The sequence below is a fragment of the Burkholderia sp. F1 genome, assembly GCF_050813845.1.
Taxonomy (GTDB): Bacteria; Pseudomonadota; Gammaproteobacteria; order Burkholderiales; family Burkholderiaceae; genus Burkholderia; species Burkholderia ubonensis.
This window is the reverse complement of the sequence record NZ_CP172422.1, coordinates 562,862-577,448: the sequence shown is the minus strand read 5'-3', so window position 1 is coordinate 577,448 and position 14,587 is coordinate 562,862. Positions and strand designations below refer to the sequence as shown.

Sequence of the window (14,587 nt, the reverse complement as noted above, 5' to 3'; positions counted from 1 at the left end):
CCGACGCCCTTTCCTCCTCCTGATCGAAGGTACCGACCATGTCCGGCAACAAAATCACCGGCGGCAGCACCACGCCGCTGCACACTCCCTCCACCACGTCCTCGTCGAGCAGCGAATCGCAGCCGACCCCGCAGCCGCATACTCGACCGCCGGTCGGCGGGCCGCTGGGCGCGCTGCAGAATCGCGGCGGTCAATCGACGCCGCTTGGCCGCCGCGAGGACGTGACGGAGCAGGCGGCCGCCTATATGGCGCAACCGAGCGCAACCTACTATTCGGCGGCCGTGCATGGCGTCAGCTCGGTGCTGCAGGACAACGCGCTCGGCATCACGCAGCGCTCGCACGACAGCGTGCTGGGCAATCTCCACGGCATCTCCCAGGGCACGCAGACGCACACCGGCGCGCACATGACCGAAAGCCGGTCGTTCGGCGCTGACGCGGTCGAACATGTTCGGCGCGGCGAACTCCGCGACGGCGCGGTCACTGCGTTCGGCTCGGCGCTCAACGCCGCGGCTTCGATGACCGTCGGGCCCGCGCGCGATCTCCAGACGGCGCTGGACGACCCGGACCCGCAAGTCAGCACGCGCGCGATGGCGAGCCTGCATTCGGACTTCGAAACGCTGCCCTCTCCGAAGCACGAATGACGCATTCGGTGCGCCGCGCGGCGAGCCGGCCGCTTCCGTTCATGCGGGAGCGGTCGCGCACTCAACGCGCGCCGTGATGCTCCCACGTCCCTTCGATATCGATCACCGTCCGCACCGAGTTCGCGAGAAAGCATTCGTCGTGCGCGGCATGATGCAGCGCCTTCACCTCGTCGTCCGTCGGCGCGCGCTCGCCGCCGAACGTCACGAGCGGCTTCAGCACGACGCGCGTCACCACCTCCTTGCCCGCGTCGTTCTTCGCCATCGTGCCCTCCGCCGCGTCGCGGTAGCGCGTGACGACGAAGCGCCGCTGCGCGGCGATGGACAGGAACCACAGCATGTGACAGCTCGACAGCGCCGCGACGTACGCTTCCTCGGGATCGACCGCGGCGGGGTCCGAGAACGGCGCCCGCACCACATGCGGCGAGCTCGACGCGGGCACCGTCACGCCGCCGTCGAAACGCCATTCGTGCCGGCGGCTGTAGCGGTTGTCGGTGAACTTCTCGTCCGGTCCTGCCTGCCATTCGACTTCTGCGAAATACGTGGACATCGTGGATCCTTCGGTGACGAAAAAACGTGGCCCGCGCAGCGCGCTCAGAGCGGCGTCAGCACGGGCTCGCCGGCGAAATGCCGCGCCGCGTTGTCGAGAAACTGCCGCACCGAGCGATCGAACGCGTCGGGCGACCGGCCGCCCATGTGCGGCGTCAGCACGACGTTGTCGAGCCCGACCAGCGCGCGCGGCGGATCGGGCTCGCCTTCGTACACGTCGAGCCCCGCGCCCGCGAGCCGGCCTTCGCGCAGCGCGTCCGCCAAAGCAGCGGTATCGACGACGCTGCCGCGCGACACGTTGACGAGAAAGCCGTGCGGGCCGAGCGCGTCGAGCACGTCGCGGCCGATCAGGTGCCGGGTGAGCGCGCCGCCCGGCGTCGTGACGACCAGGAAGTCCGCCCAGCGCGCCAGCGCATCGAGCCGGTCGAAATAGCGATACGGCGCGCCGTCCTTCGGCGTGCGGTTGTGATAGCCGATCTCGAGATCGAAGCCGGCCGCGCGGCGCGCGATCTTCTCGCCGATCCGGCCGAGCCCGACGATGCCGAGCATCCTGCCGGAAACGTTCGGCGGCATCGGCAACGCGTCGCGCCAGATGCCCGCGCGGGTCGCGCCGTCGAGCCGCACGATCCTGCGCACGGCCGCCAGCAGCAGCGCGAACGCGTGATCGGCGACGCAGTCGTCGTTGGTGCCCGCGCCGGTCACGACCACCACGCCGCGCGCCTTCGCATGCGCGACGTCGATGTGCTCGTAACCCGCGCCGAGCGAGCCGACCAGGGTCAGCGCGGGCATCCGGTGGATCTCGGCGGCGGTCAGGCCCGTGCTGCCGTTGGTCAGCACCGCGCGGATCGCGCCGCCGTGTTCCGCGATCGCGCGTTCGCGCGCGTCGCCGGTCGGCGCATCGTGCACGTCGAACGACGCGGCGATCTCGCGGCGCGCGTCGTCGCGCAACGTGATCAGGACCAGCAGCTCGGGCTTCATGATGGAATTCCGCATCGGCAGGGATGCGTGGCAGTGTATAGCAAGACGTCGGGCCGCGCCCGGGATAACCCGCACGCGCAACGGGGCGCGCGGTTTGCCAAAGCAGGCCCGGTCAAGTAAGTTTCGGCGTACGTCCCTTTCTTGTCATTCGCAGGAGTTGGCCCAATGAAGCATGCCCTGCCCGCCCGGATACTGGGCCTCGCCGTCGCCGCCGCCCTTGCGGCGCCCGCCGTGCACGCCGCCGACGCCGTCGTGGTGTCGTCGAAGATCGATACCGAAGGCAACCTGCTCGGCAACCTGATCGCCCAGGTGCTGAAGGCGCACGGCATTCCCGTCACCGAAAGGATCGCGCTCGGCGCGACGCCGATCGTGCGCAAGGCGCTCGTCAGCGGCGAGATCGACATCTATCCCGAGTACACCGGCAATGCCGCGTTCTTCTTCAACAAGGCCGACGACCCGCTGTGGAAGAACGCGAGCCAAGGCTACGACGCCGCGAAGAAGCTCGACTACGCGGCCAACCACCTCGTCTGGCTGACGCCGTCGCCCGCCAACAATACGTGGGGCGTCGCGCTGCTCGCGCCGCTCGCTCAGGCGCAGCGCCTGAAGACGTTCTCCGATTTCGGCAAGTGGGTCGCCGGCGGCGGCAAGGTGAAGCTCGCGGCGTCGGCCGAATTCGTGAACAGCGCGTCCGCGCTGCCGTCGTTCGAGAAGGCGTACGGCTTCAAGCTGAAGCCGGACCAGCTCGTCGTGCTGTCCGGCGGCGACACGGCGGCGACCATCAAGGCCGCCGCGAACCAGACCGACGGCGTGAATGCGGCGATGGTCTACGGCACCGACGGCGGGATCGCGGCGAGCGGCCTCGCGGTGCTCGACGACGACAAGCACGTGCAGCCCGTCTACGCGCCTGCGCCGGTGATTCGCGAAACGGTGCTGAAGGCGCATCCGCAGATCGCCGACTACCTGAAGCCGGTGTTCGCGAGCCTCGACCTGAAGACGCTGCAGACGCTCAACAGCCGCATCCAGATCAACGGCGAGCCGGCCGCGGGCGTCGCCGCGCAATACCTGAAAGCGAAGGGCTTCGTCAAATGACGGCACGCGCGGCGGTCCGCGCGCGCCGCATCGCGATCGACAAGGTCGGCGTCCTCGTCGGCGCGCTGACGATCGGCGCGGTGCTGTTCGCGCCGTTCGTCGTGCTGCGGCCGAACCGGATCGCGGCGGGCGCCGGATTGCCGGTGTCCGGCGCGCTGCCGGCCGCGCAGGCCGCCGCGCTCGCCGCGCTGTGGATCGCGGCCGCGCTGTGGGCGATGACGACGAGCCGGCCCGCATCGCGCCTCGCCGCGGGCTGCGGCCTGCTCGCGACGCTCGGCTACGCGGCCGGCGCGGCCGCGGCGCATCTGGTCGCGCCCGACGACGCGCTCGCGCGCGTGTCGCCGGCCGCCGGCATCTGGCTGCTGCTGTTCGCGTGGGCCGTGCTGGTCGCCGATGCGCTCGCGCGGCTCGCGTTCGGGCCGTGGCGGCGGCTCGCCGCGCTGGCCGTCGCCGCCGCGGCGCTCGCGCTGCCGCTGTCGACCGGCTGGTGGGACGGCCTGTCCGTGATGCGCGAATACGCGGTGCGCGGCGACGATTTCTGGCGCGAGGCCGTGCGGCACGTCGCGCTGGCCGGCGGCTCGGTCGCGGCCGCCTTCGTCGCGGGGCTGCCGCTCGGCATCGCGTGCGCGCGCGTCGCGGCCGTGCGCGCGGCGCTGCTGCCGGTCCTCAACGTCGTGCAGACGGTGCCGAGCATCGCGATGTACGGGCTGATGATGGCGCCGCTCGGCATGCTCGCCGCGCACGTGCCGCTCGCGGCCGCGCTCGGCGTGCGCGGGATCGGCGTCGCGCCGGCCGTGCTCGCGCTGTTCCTGTATTCGCTGCTGCCGATCGCGTCGAGCGTCGCGGTCGGGCTCGCGCAGGTGCCGGCGCAGGTGACGGAAGCGGCGCGCGCGATGGGCATGACGGCCGCGCAGCGTCTGCTGCAGGTCGACCTCGTGCTCGCGCTGCCGGTGATCCTGAGCGGCGTGCGCATCGTGCTCGTGCAGAACATCGGCCTGACCGCGGTCGCCGCGCTGATCGGCGGCGGCGGCTTCGGCACCTTCATCTTCCAGGGCATCGGGCAATCGGCCGCCGATCTCGTGCTGCTCGGCGCGATCCCGACGATCGTGCTCGCGCTGATCGCCGGCGTCGTGTTCGAAGCCGCGACCGCGCTCGCGAGGGGACGCACCGCATGATCGAGATCGAACGCCTCGGCAAGCGCTTCGGCGACCTCGTCGCCGTCGACGACGTGTCGCTGACGATGCGGCGCGGCACGATCACCGCGCTCGTCGGCGCGTCGGGCAGCGGCAAGTCGACGCTGCTGCGGATGATCAACCGGCTGATCGCGCCGAGCACGGGCGCGGTTCGCATCGACGGCGTCGATACGGCGAGCGTGCCGCCCGAGCAGCTGCGGCGGCGCATCGGCTACGTGATCCAGGGCCACGGGCTGTTTCCGCACTGGAGCGTCGCGCGCAACATCGCAACCGTGCCGCGCCTGCTTGGCTGGGACGCCGCGCGCATCGACGCGCGCGTGCGCGAACTGCTCGCGCTCTTCAATCTCGCGCCCGACGAATTCGCGGACAAGCTGCCGCACGAGCTGTCGGGCGGCCAGCAGCAGCGCGTCGGCGTCGCGCGCGCGCTCGCGGCCGAGCCGGCGATGCTGCTGATGGACGAGCCGTTCGGCGCGCTCGATCCGATCATCCGCGGCAAGGCGCAGGACGACCTGCTCGCGCTGCAGCGGCGGCTCGGCATCACGGTCGTGCTCGTCACGCACGACATCGAGGAAGCGCTGAAGCTCGGCGACACGATCGCGGTGATGGACGGCGGCCGGCTGCTGCAGGTCGCGCCGCCCGCCGAGATCCTCGGCCAGCCGGCGGCGGGCGTCGTCGAGCAGCTCGTCGCGGGCGTCGACCGGCCGCTGCGCCTGCTCGCGCTGACGCCGGTCGGCGACGTGGCCGAGCCCGGCTTCGCGGACGGTCCGCCGATCGCCGCGACCCGCACGCTGCGCGACGCGATCTCGGAACTGCTGTGGCGCGGCGTCGATGCGCTGCCGGTCGCGGACGACGACCACGGGAACCCGTCCCCGCACGCGGCCGGAACCGGCCTCGGCCCGCGGGACGGCAGCGGCGCGCGCCGCATCACGCTCGACGCGATCCGCGCGCACGCGAGGCGGCCCGGATGACGATGCGGCCTGCGGCAATCGCTCCGCGCAAACTCGTGCCCGCCGTCGCACGCGCGGCCGCGCTCGCGCTGCTGCTCGTGCTGCTGTTCCGGCCGGCCTGGCTGCACGCGCTGTTCGCGCCGTTCGCGGACAACGGCGCGCCCGTCATCTACGATCGCGCGAGCCTGCTCGACCTCACGCTCGCGCATCTCGGCACGGTCGCCGCGTCGAGCCTGATCGGCACGCTGCTCGCGATCGCCGCGGGCATCGCGGTGACGCGGCCGTGGGGCGCGGATTTCCTGCCGGTCGCGCGCAGCGTCGTCAACATCGGCCAGACGTTCCCGCCGGTGGCCGTGCTCGCGCTCGCGGTGCCCGCGATCGGCTTCGGCCTGAAGCCGGTGCTGATCGCGCTCGTGCTGTACGGGCTCCTGCCGATTTTCGAGAGCACGATCGCGGGCATCGAGGACGTGCCGCGCGACGTCGTCGACGCCGCGCGCGGGATGGGCATGAGCGGCTGGCAGCAGCTGGCGTCGGTGGAGCTGCCGCTCGCGTTTCCGGTGATCGTCAACGGCATCCGCCTCGCGGTCGTCATCAACCTGGGCACCGCGACGATCGGCTCGACGGTCGCCGCGCGCGGGCTCGGCGACGTGATCATCGCCGGCCTGCAGACCGCGAACACCGCGTTCGTGCTGCAGGGCGGGATGATCGTCGGGCTGCTGGCGGTGCTGGTCAGCGATGCGATCGGCGCGATCGCCGGGATGATGGGTCGGCGCGCGTAGTCGGGGCGCGCCGTGAAGCACGCGCTTCACACGGACTCCGATACGTGTCCGGGCAACAGCCTACATCCGGCTTTCATCCACGCGCGGTTTGCGGACGGTCGCGACAATTGGCCGATATACTGTGCGCCTCCCGATTCCACCACCCTGACCATGCGACGGTTTCCCTGGCTGATCGTATTCTTGCTCGGCAGTGCGCAATACGCGTCGGCACAGCAGATGCCTGCGCAACCGTTGCCCGCGCAACCGGCGTCCGCGCCCGCCGCTGCCGCGTCCGACGCTTCCGCGCCGCTCGCCGCCAACCAGCCGAACGAGGAAAACCGCCGCATCACCTCCTACCTGACGAAGAAGTTCGGCGTCGCCAGGGAAAAGGCCGCGAAGCTCGCGGACATCGTGAACGCCACCGCGACGAAATACGCGCTGCCGCCGGCGCTCGTCTACGCGATCATCTCGATCGAATCGCGCTTCCAGGAAAAGGCGCGCGGCTCGGGCGGCGCGACCGGGCTGATGCAGGTCGTGCCCAGCGCGCACCGCGGGCTGCTGCGGAACGTGAAGGACCTGACCGAGCCGAACACGAACGTCAATGCGGGCTCGGCGATCCTGTCCGGCTACGTGAAGGCCGCCGGCGGCGACATCGGCGCAGCGCTGAAGAGCTACGGCGGCTCGCACGCGTATGCGTCGAAGGTGCTGCAACGCGTCGAGTCGTTCCGGTTCGTGCTCGAGCCGCGCGACGATGCGACCACCGGCATGATGCCGGTGAGCGCGCCGGCGTCGGACGTTCGGGCGGTGTCCGTGCGGGATTCGCGGTGAGAGATCCATTGAAGATCAATCTCCCGGCTTCTCCCAGACCTTGAGATCCACCACGGCACGCTCGATGTCATCCATGTCATCGTCGCCCAGCGAGTGATCGAACTTCGCGGATAGCATCTCCCTCAGCTTTGCCAGTCTCCGGGTTACCCCGCTTTCATCGATGAATCTCGTCGTCTCCAGCGAGTACGTCAAATTCGCGTCGCCGGACTCGTTCCGATCGGCATGGTAGTGCCGCCCGATATTTCTCAGGGAAATCAGCAAATATTCGATTTCGGCAAGCGCGGATAGCGCCTCATCCCCGGAGAGAACGATCTCTTCATTATTTTTCCGCACCTTCCCCCCGCTTCGTCATGCCCGCATTCGCCAACCCGGCATCGTCCATTTGATCGAGCGGCTGCTTGCTCTTCCGGTCGGTGGACTGGCGAACCCGAGTCGTTTTACCGGATCGTAGCGCCGATTCCGATTATCGTGCAGCTTCGTCCCACCGGATAAACTGTCGACCGATCACCCCAACGGTTGCGGCACGCCTGTCCCCGCCGCCGTAAAAACGACAATCAACGGAGAACGCATGCTGAAACGCGCGATGTTTTCGCTCCTGCTGCTGACGATCTGCGTGATCGGACGTCATGCGGCCGCCCAGTCCACGCTCGAACTCACGACGGACGGCAAGACCCGCACGCTCACCTCGCAGGCGTTGCTGGCGCGCCCGGATGCGACGGAGATCCATGTGCCGCGCGATGTCGCCTACGGCAGGCCGATGACCTTCCGCGCGGTGCCGCTGGCCAGCCTGCTCGACGGCGCGGCGCTGCCTTCGGACAGCGTGCTCGAAACGCGCGCGGCCGACGGCTTCGCCGCGCAACTGCCGATGGACCTCGCGCGCAATCGCGACGCCGCGCGCGCCGTTGCATGGCTCGCGGTGGAGGACCCCGCGCACCCGTGGCCGAAGCTGCCGGGCAAGCCGGTCAGCGCCGGGCCGTTCTACCTGATCTGGGTCGGCAAGGACGCGTCGTCCGTGCGCAACGAGCAGTGGCCTTTCCAGATCGTGCGTCTCGCGATGCAACAATCGCCCGTCGCGCGCTGGCCGGCCCTTGCCGTCGATCCCACGCTGCCGGCAACCGATCCGGCCCGCGCGGGCCAGAGCCTGTTCATCACGCAATGTTTCGCATGCCATCGACTCGACGGCGCGGGCAGTGCGGACACCGGCCCCGACCTCAATGCGCCGATGAATCCGGTCGATTACTTCCAGCCCGCCGCGCTGCACCGCTACATTCGCAATCCGGCTTCGGTTCGGGACTGGCCCGGGCGGGCCATGCCGGCGTTCTCGCCGGATCAGCTGAGCGATCGGGAGATCGATCGGATCGTTGCGTATCTCGGGTACATGGCGCGACGCAAGGCGGGGAAGTAGGACGCCGGCGCCGATCGGGCGAAAATGCGATACGCTGGGTGATCGGCGGCCGTCGCAGGCGCCGGGCCGATCGAAGGAGACGCACATGGCCATCGAGTACTTTGCGGAGCGCAATCCGGTCACCCGAAACCTGCCGCGCTCGCTGGCGACCCGCGCCGGCGATCTGGTGTTCGTATCCGGTCAGGTAGCAAGAAACGAAGACGGAAGCATCGTCGCGGACGGGATCGACGCGCAGACGCGTCAGACCTTGAAGAACGTCGCTCGCGTACTCGCGCTCGCGGGCTGCACGCTCGACGACGTCGTGAAAACCACCGTCTGGCTTGAAGACGCTCGCGACTTCGCAGCATTCAATCGTGTCTACGCGGAGTTCTTCCCCGGCAACAAGCCGGCGCGATCGACGTTGCAAGCGACCAACATGGTCGGGTCGAAGATTGAAATCGAGGCCATTGCCTACCGGCCCTGAACGCTGCACGCACGGATCATCTGCAAGCCAGAGCGTTCATTCCTTCCGGAAAGCACCTTGCAGCAGCCTCTCCCGCTTCGGCGCCGGACTATCGGCAAGGCTCAAACCCGCCCCGTCCACCGCAGATAATCCCCCCGCGCCCAGTCGAGCGACACGCCGACGCGTTTCGTCCCCGGCCGGATCTTCGGCTTGTGGACGTAAAGCGTCAGCGTCTCCAGCGCAGGCCATTCGCGAAACGACAGCACCGCGATCTCGGCGACCAGCGTCTCGAGCAGCCGCGTATGCGGCTTGTGCGCGAGAAACGCCGCCACCCGCGCGCAATACCCGTCGTAATCGATCCACTCCCCCGCCTCGCTCGGCTCGCAGCGATAGCCGAGCTGCGCATCGATCACGATCGGCTGCGGCGCGTCATGCTCGTGCGCATGGATGCCGATCCGCGCCGGCACCTTCAGTTCGTCGACGAACACGCTCCAGCCGCGCCCTCGCAGGCGCGGCGCGTCGATCGACACGAACGGTTCGTCGACCGGCTTCATGATGCGAGCGGCGCGGCCGCGTCGAGCATGATGCGGATGAAATAGTCGGCGAAGCTGCGGCGCACGACGATCTCGAAGGTGTCGTCGCCGGTCGGCACCAGCACGACGCCCGCCTTGAAGTAATGCGACTGCGCGCACTGCCCCGCCTTGAGCTGGCGCGGATGCAGGTCGAGCGGGCAGCCGCGCGCCAGCACCTCGCGCACGCGCTCGCCGCTGACCTCGACGACCGTATAGCCGCTGCCGACGTCGACCGCCGCCGCATACGAGCCCTGCACGGCCTCGGCAAGCGCCGCCTCGAGCACGCCCGCCTGCACAGGCCCGTTCGAGCGCGCGAGCCATTCGTCGGGGCCGAGCCACAGCACGTCGTACTCGGCGGCGCGCGCAACCGTGTTCGGCGCGGCGGGCGGCCGGCAGCCGACCACGCGCTCGAACGCGGCGACGAACGCCGGGTCGCTCAGCTCGCCGCGCACGTTGACGAGGTCGAGGAACGGCCGCTCGCGCAGCGTGAACTTCTTCGATGCGCGCGCCTGCTCCGTCTTCAGCAGGTCGGCCGCGCCGATGAACGGCGATTCGAGCTGCACGCCGCCCGCGCCCGCCACCTGCGTCTGGTTTCTCGTTTCATTCCACATGCTGGCGCACCCCTTCGGTATCGTAGAAAACCGGGCTCGAGATCTTCGCGGTGATGCGCTTGCCGTTGGCCAGCGGAATCACGACGCTCTCGCCCATCTTGTTCAGGCCGCCCTTCACCACCGCAAGCGCGATCGAGCGCTTCAGGATCGGGCTGTAATAGCTCGACGTCACATGGCCGATCATCGGCGTCGGCTCGGTCGTCGACACGTGCGTATCCTTCGCGACGATCTGCGCGCCTTCCGGCAGCACGAACTGCTCGTCGTCGGTCAGGAGGCCGACGAACTGCTTGCGGCCTTCCTTCGCGGTGTCCGAACGCGCGAGCGAACGCTTGCCGAGGAAGTCCTTCGACTTCGCGACGAGCCCGCCCATCCCGAGGTCGTATGGCGTGACCGACCCGTCGGTGTCCTGACCGACGATGATGTAGCCCTTCTCCGCGCGCAGCACGTGCATCGTCTCGGTGCCGTACGGCGTGATGTCGAACTCGGCGCCCGCCGCCATCAGCGCTTCCCACACCGCGCGGCCCGCGTTCGCCGGCACGTTCACTTCATAGGCCAGTTCGCCCGAGAAGCTGATCCGCATCACGCGCGCCTTCGCGCCCGCGACCGTGCCGTTCCGATAGCTCATGAACGGGAACGCTTCGTTGCCGAAGTCGATGTCCTGGCACACCTTCTGCACGACCTTGCGGCTCTTCGGGCCGACGACCGCGAACGTCGCCCAGTGGTCGGTCACCGACGACAGCCGTACCTTCATGTCCGGCCATTCCGTCTGCAGCCAGCGCTCGAGCCACGTGAGCACGCGCGCCGCGCCGCCGGTCGTCGTCGTCATCATGAAGTGCTGGTCGGCGAGGCGCACCGTCACGCCGTCGTCGAACACCATCCCGTTCTCGTCGAGCATCAGCCCGTAGCGGCACTTGCCGACTTCGAGCTTGTTCCACGGGTTCGTGTACATCCAGTTCAGCAGCTTCACCGCGTCCGGGCCCTGGATGTCGATCTTGCCGAGCGTCGACGCATCGAGAATGCCGACGCTGTTGCGCACCGCGAGGCATTCGCGCTTCACGGCCGCATGCAGGTCCTCGCCGTTCTTCGGGAAGTACCACGGCCGCTTCCAGTTGCCGACGTCCTCGAACATCGCGCCGTGCTCGACGTGCCATTCGTGCACGCAGGTCTTGCGGATCGGATCGAGGAAATCGCCGGTCTCGCGGCCCGCGAACGTGCCGAACGACACGGGCGTGTAGTTCGGGCGGAACGTCGTCGTGCCCGTCTCCGGAATCGACTTGCCGAGCGCCTGCGCGAGGATCGCCATCCCGTTGATGTTGCCGAGCTTGCCCTGGTCGGTGCCGAAGCCCATCGCCGTGTAGCGCTTCACGTGCTCGACCGACTCGAAGCCTTCACGCGCGGCGAGCAGGATGTCGGCGGCCGACACGTCGTTCTGGAAATCGACGAACTGCTTCGGCCCGCGCGCGGCGGCCTCGCGGCTGCCGACGAGCCACAACGGCTGCAGCGCGCCTTCCGTGGCTTCCGCGACCTTCGGTGCGACCGGACGCTGCGTGGCGGAGAAGCCGGCGGCCTTCGCCGCTTCCGCGCCCGCGTCGACCGCGAGCCGCAGCGCACGCGCGAGGCCGAATTCGCCCGCCGCCGCGCCGATGCTCGCCTCGGGCTGGACAGCCTTGCCCGGCAGGAAGCAGGCTTTCTCGTCGCTCCAGCACGCCTTGCCGCCCGATTGCGCGAACAGGTGCAGCACCGGGCTGAAGCCGCCCGACATCGCGACGAGATCGCACGGCAGCGTCTTCAGCTTGCCGCCCGTCTGGCCGTTCGTGTACGACGCGACGTCGACCGACGCCACGCGCCACTTGCCCGATGCGGCCGTCACGACCGCGCCGCTCATCACGGTCACGCCCTGGCGCTTCGCCGCCGCGGGCAGCGCGCCGTTGCTCGACGCGCGCGAATCGACGACCGTCACCTTCGCGCCGCACGCCTTCAGGTCGAGCGCCGCCTGGTAGCCGCGATCGTTGTTCGTGAACACGACCGCGTCGCGGCCCGGCAGCACGCCGAAGCGATGGATGTACGCGGACACGGCCCCTGCGAGCATCACGCCCGGCAGGTCGTTGTTGCCGAACACGATCGGCCGCTCGTGCGCGCCGGTCGCGAGGATCACGCGCTTCGCGCGGACCTTCCACAGCAGCTCGCGGGTGCCCTTGCGCATCGACACCGGCAGGTGATCGGTCAGGCGCTGCGTGACCGTTACGAGGTTGTGGTCCTGGTAGCCGAACGCGGTGCTGCGCGACAGGATCGTCACATCGGGCAGCTTGCGCAGCTCGGCCTCGATCTTCTCGACCCACTGCAGCGCGGGCTTGCCGTCGATTTCCGCACGGCACGACAGCAGGCTGCCGCCGAGCTCGCGCTGGTCGTCGACGAGGATCACGCGCGCGCCGGCCGTCGCCGCCGCATGCGCGGCCGCGAGGCCCGACGGGCCGCCGCCGACGACGAGCACGTCGCAGTGCGCATAGCACTTGTCGTAGCGATCGGCGTCGAGCACCTCGGGCGCCTTGCCGAGGCCGGCCGCCTCACGGATCTTCTCTTCGTACTTCGGCCACATGTTGCGCGGCCACATGAAGGTCTTGTAGTAGAACCCGGCGGGCATGAAGCGCGACAGCTTCTGGTTGATCGCGTACTTGTCGTGCTCGAGCGACGGCTCCGCGTTCACGCTCGTCGCGACGAGGCCCTGGTACAGCTCGATCTCGGTCGCGCGCGCATTCGGCACGGTGTACGGGCCGGACTCGAGCTGCACGACGGCATTCGGTTCCGCGACGTCCGCCGTCACGATCCCGCGCGGACGGTGGTACTTGAAGCTGCGCGCAACGAAGTGCACGCCGTTCGCGAGCAGCGCGGACGCGAGCGTGTCGCCCTGGAAGCCCTGATAGGTGCGGCCGTTGAACGTGAAGGTCAGCGGAATCGCGCGATTGATGCGGCCACCGGTGCCGAGACGGTCTTTCTGGCTCATTTGCTCGTGCCCTCTTCCTTGGCGTTGGCGGCGGCTTCGCCGAATTTTTCGTAGCGCTTGATGTCGTACGTGACGGTATCGCGCTCGACCTTGAACCAGCGGCGGCAGCCTTGCGTGTGCAGCCATTGCTCGCGGTGCAGCCCGCGCTTGTTCTCGCGCATGAACACGTATTCGCCCCATTCGCGGTCGGTCATGTTCTCGTTGGCGACCGGGCGCACGATGTCGGCTTCGCCGCCGCACGTGAACTCGGATTCGGCGCGCGGCCCGCACCACGGACATTCGATCAGCAACATGTTTCCTTCTCCTCGTGGTGGTCGTCGATCAGTGCGCGACGGCGGCGGCGCCGTGCTCGTCGATCAGGTGGCCGGTGTAGAAGCGCTCGAGCGCGAACGGCGCGTTCAGCGGATGCGGCTCGTCGCGCGCGATCGTGTGCGCGAACACCCAGCCCGAGCCGGGCGTCGCCTTGAAGCCGCCCGTGCCCCAGCCGCAGTTGAAGTACAGGCCCTTCACGTCGGTCTTGCTGATGATCGGGCAGGCGTCCGGCGACACGTCGACGATGCCGCCCCACTGGCGGTTCATCCGCACGCGCGAGAACACCGGGAACATCTCGACGATCGCCTGCAGCGTGCCTTCGATGATGTGGAAGCTGCCGCGCTGGCCGAAGCCCGTGTACTGGTCGATGCCCGCGCCGATCACGAGGTCGCCCTTGTCGGACTGGCTGATGTAGGCGTGCACCGCGTTCGACATGATCACCGAGTTGACCACCGGCTTGATCGGCTCGGACACGAGCGCCTGCAGCGGGTGGCTTTCGATCGGCAGGCGAATGCCGGCCATGTCGGCGATCGTCGTCGTGTTGCCGGCCGCGACCACCGCGACCTTCTTCGCCTTGATGAAGCCCTTCACCGTGTCGACGCCGACCACCGCGCCGCCTTCGCGGCGGATGCCCGTCACCTGGCAGTTCTGGATGATGTCGACGCCCGCGCGGTCCGCGCCGCGCGCGAAGCCCCAGGCCACCGCATCGTGACGCGCGACGCCCGCGCGCCGCTGGATCGACGCGCCGAGCACCGGGTAGCGGCTGTTCAGGTTGATCGTCGGCTCGATTTCCTTGATCTGCGCGGGCGTCAGGAACTCCGCGTCGACGCCGTTCAGCCGGTTCGCATTGACGCGGCGCTCGGTGTCGCGCACGTCCTGCAGCGTGTGCGCGAGGTTCATCACGCCGCGCTGGCTGAACATCACGTTGTAGTTCAGGTCCTGCGACAGCCCTTCCCACAGCTTCATCGCCTTCTCGTACAGCGCGGCCGACTCGTCCCACAGGTAGTTCGAGCGGACGATCGTCGTGTTGCGCGCGGTGTTGCCGCCGCCGATCCAGCCCTTCTCGAGCACCGCGACGTTGGTGATGCCGTGCTCCTTCGCGAGGTAGTACGCGGTGGCAAGACCGTGCCCGCCGCCGCCGACGATCACGACGTCGTATTCCTTCTTCGGTTCCGGGCTCTTCCACTGCTTTTCCCAGTTCTCGTGATACGAGAGGCCGTTGCGGAACAGGCTGAATATCGAGTAGCGGCTCATTTTGATGGAC

Annotated in this window: 16 protein-coding genes; 8 read left to right on the top strand and 8 right to left on the bottom strand. The window is 69.0% G+C overall.

The annotated features are described in order from the left end of the window. Positions 1-38 precede the first annotated feature (38 nt). On the top strand, positions 39-641 hold the full coding sequence (locus ACFIMZ_RS21610) for a hypothetical protein (protein WP_431824358.1): 603 nt from the start codon (positions 39-41) through the stop codon (positions 639-641). A gap of 61 nt (positions 642-702) precedes the next feature. Here the strand turns inward: ACFIMZ_RS21610 and ACFIMZ_RS21605 are convergent, their stop codons facing one another. Next, positions 703-1,188, bottom strand: coding sequence for an OsmC family protein (locus ACFIMZ_RS21605; RefSeq protein ID WP_431824357.1), 486 nt, complete (start codon positions 1,186-1,188; stop codon positions 703-705). Positions 1,189-1,232: 44 nt separating this feature from the next. Beyond that, positions 1,233-2,165: a 2-hydroxyacid dehydrogenase gene (locus ACFIMZ_RS21600; RefSeq protein ID WP_431824356.1), complete on the bottom strand. Its 933-nt coding sequence runs from the start codon at positions 2,163-2,165 to the stop codon at positions 1,233-1,235. 165 nt (positions 2,166-2,330) lie between these two features. Here ACFIMZ_RS21600 and osmF point away from each other — a divergent pair, with 165 nt between their 5' ends. The 5 genes from osmF to ACFIMZ_RS21575 all read left to right on the top strand — a co-directional run bounded on the left by osmF (position 2,331) and on the right by ACFIMZ_RS21575 (position 6,980). After that, the gene (gene osmF, locus ACFIMZ_RS21595) at positions 2,331-3,254 is read left to right on the top strand and encodes a glycine betaine ABC transporter substrate-binding protein OsmF (RefSeq protein ID WP_431824355.1); all 924 of its coding nucleotides are present in this window, start codon (positions 2,331-2,333) and stop codon (positions 3,252-3,254) included. Beyond that, positions 3,251-4,429: an ABC transporter permease gene (locus ACFIMZ_RS21590; RefSeq protein WP_431824354.1), complete on the top strand. Its 1,179-nt coding sequence runs from the start codon at positions 3,251-3,253 to the stop codon at positions 4,427-4,429. The genes osmF and ACFIMZ_RS21590 overlap by 4 nt, the downstream gene beginning before the upstream one ends. Further along, complete coding sequence (locus tag ACFIMZ_RS21585; protein ID WP_431824353.1) at positions 4,426-5,415, top strand: ABC transporter ATP-binding protein; 990 nt, start codon at positions 4,426-4,428, stop codon at positions 5,413-5,415. The genes ACFIMZ_RS21590 and ACFIMZ_RS21585 overlap by 4 nt, the downstream gene beginning before the upstream one ends. Continuing rightward, positions 5,412-6,173 carry an ABC transporter permease gene (locus ACFIMZ_RS21580; protein WP_431824352.1) on the top strand — a complete coding sequence of 254 codons (762 nt, stop codon included), beginning with the start codon at positions 5,412-5,414 and terminating at the stop codon, positions 6,171-6,173. Before ACFIMZ_RS21585 ends, ACFIMZ_RS21580 begins: the two co-directional genes overlap by 4 nt. Before the next feature lie 150 nt (positions 6,174-6,323). Then, entirely contained in the window at positions 6,324-6,980 is a 657-nt protein-coding gene (locus ACFIMZ_RS21575; RefSeq protein WP_431824351.1) for a lytic transglycosylase domain-containing protein, read from the top strand. A 15-nt stretch (positions 6,981-6,995) separates the two neighbouring features. Here ACFIMZ_RS21575 and ACFIMZ_RS21570 read toward each other — a convergent pair whose 3' ends face one another. Continuing rightward, on the bottom strand, positions 6,996-7,313 hold the full coding sequence (locus tag ACFIMZ_RS21570) for a hypothetical protein (protein WP_431824350.1): 318 nt from the start codon (positions 7,311-7,313) through the stop codon (positions 6,996-6,998). 235 nt (positions 7,314-7,548) lie between these two features. Here ACFIMZ_RS21570 and ACFIMZ_RS21565 point away from each other — a divergent pair, with 235 nt between their 5' ends. Together ACFIMZ_RS21565 and ACFIMZ_RS21560 are read left to right on the top strand one after the other, a co-directional pair. Beyond that, on the top strand, positions 7,549-8,385 hold the full coding sequence (locus ACFIMZ_RS21565) for a c-type cytochrome (RefSeq protein WP_431824349.1): 837 nt from the start codon (positions 7,549-7,551) through the stop codon (positions 8,383-8,385). A gap of 85 nt (positions 8,386-8,470) precedes the next feature. Beyond that, on the top strand, positions 8,471-8,848 hold the full coding sequence (locus ACFIMZ_RS21560) for a RidA family protein (protein WP_431824348.1): 378 nt from the start codon (positions 8,471-8,473) through the stop codon (positions 8,846-8,848). A gap of 101 nt (positions 8,849-8,949) precedes the next feature. On the opposite strand, the gene ACFIMZ_RS21555 is transcribed toward ACFIMZ_RS21560, so the two are convergent. The 5 genes from ACFIMZ_RS21555 to ACFIMZ_RS21535 are packed head-to-tail and all read right to left on the bottom strand — an operon-like array spanning position 8,950 to position 14,577. Beyond that, positions 8,950-9,381: a dihydroneopterin aldolase gene (locus ACFIMZ_RS21555; RefSeq protein ID WP_431824347.1), complete on the bottom strand. Its 432-nt coding sequence runs from the start codon at positions 9,379-9,381 to the stop codon at positions 8,950-8,952. Continuing rightward, a complete protein-coding gene (locus ACFIMZ_RS21550) occupies positions 9,378-10,010 on the bottom strand; it encodes a sarcosine oxidase subunit gamma (RefSeq protein ID WP_431824346.1) in 633 nt (210 codons plus the stop codon). Before ACFIMZ_RS21550 ends, ACFIMZ_RS21555 begins: the two co-directional genes overlap by 4 nt. Then, on the bottom strand, positions 10,000-13,011 hold the full coding sequence (locus ACFIMZ_RS21545; protein ID WP_431824345.1) for a sarcosine oxidase subunit alpha family protein: 3,012 nt from the start codon (positions 13,009-13,011) through the stop codon (positions 10,000-10,002). The genes ACFIMZ_RS21550 and ACFIMZ_RS21545 overlap by 11 nt, the downstream gene beginning before the upstream one ends. After that, positions 13,008-13,304, bottom strand: coding sequence for a sarcosine oxidase subunit delta (locus ACFIMZ_RS21540; protein WP_431824344.1), 297 nt, complete (start codon positions 13,302-13,304; stop codon positions 13,008-13,010). The genes ACFIMZ_RS21545 and ACFIMZ_RS21540 overlap by 4 nt, the downstream gene beginning before the upstream one ends. 28 nt (positions 13,305-13,332) lie before the next feature. Continuing rightward, on the bottom strand, positions 13,333-14,577 hold the full coding sequence (locus tag ACFIMZ_RS21535) for a sarcosine oxidase subunit beta family protein (protein WP_431824343.1): 1,245 nt from the start codon (positions 14,575-14,577) through the stop codon (positions 13,333-13,335). Positions 14,578-14,587 lie beyond the last annotated feature (10 nt).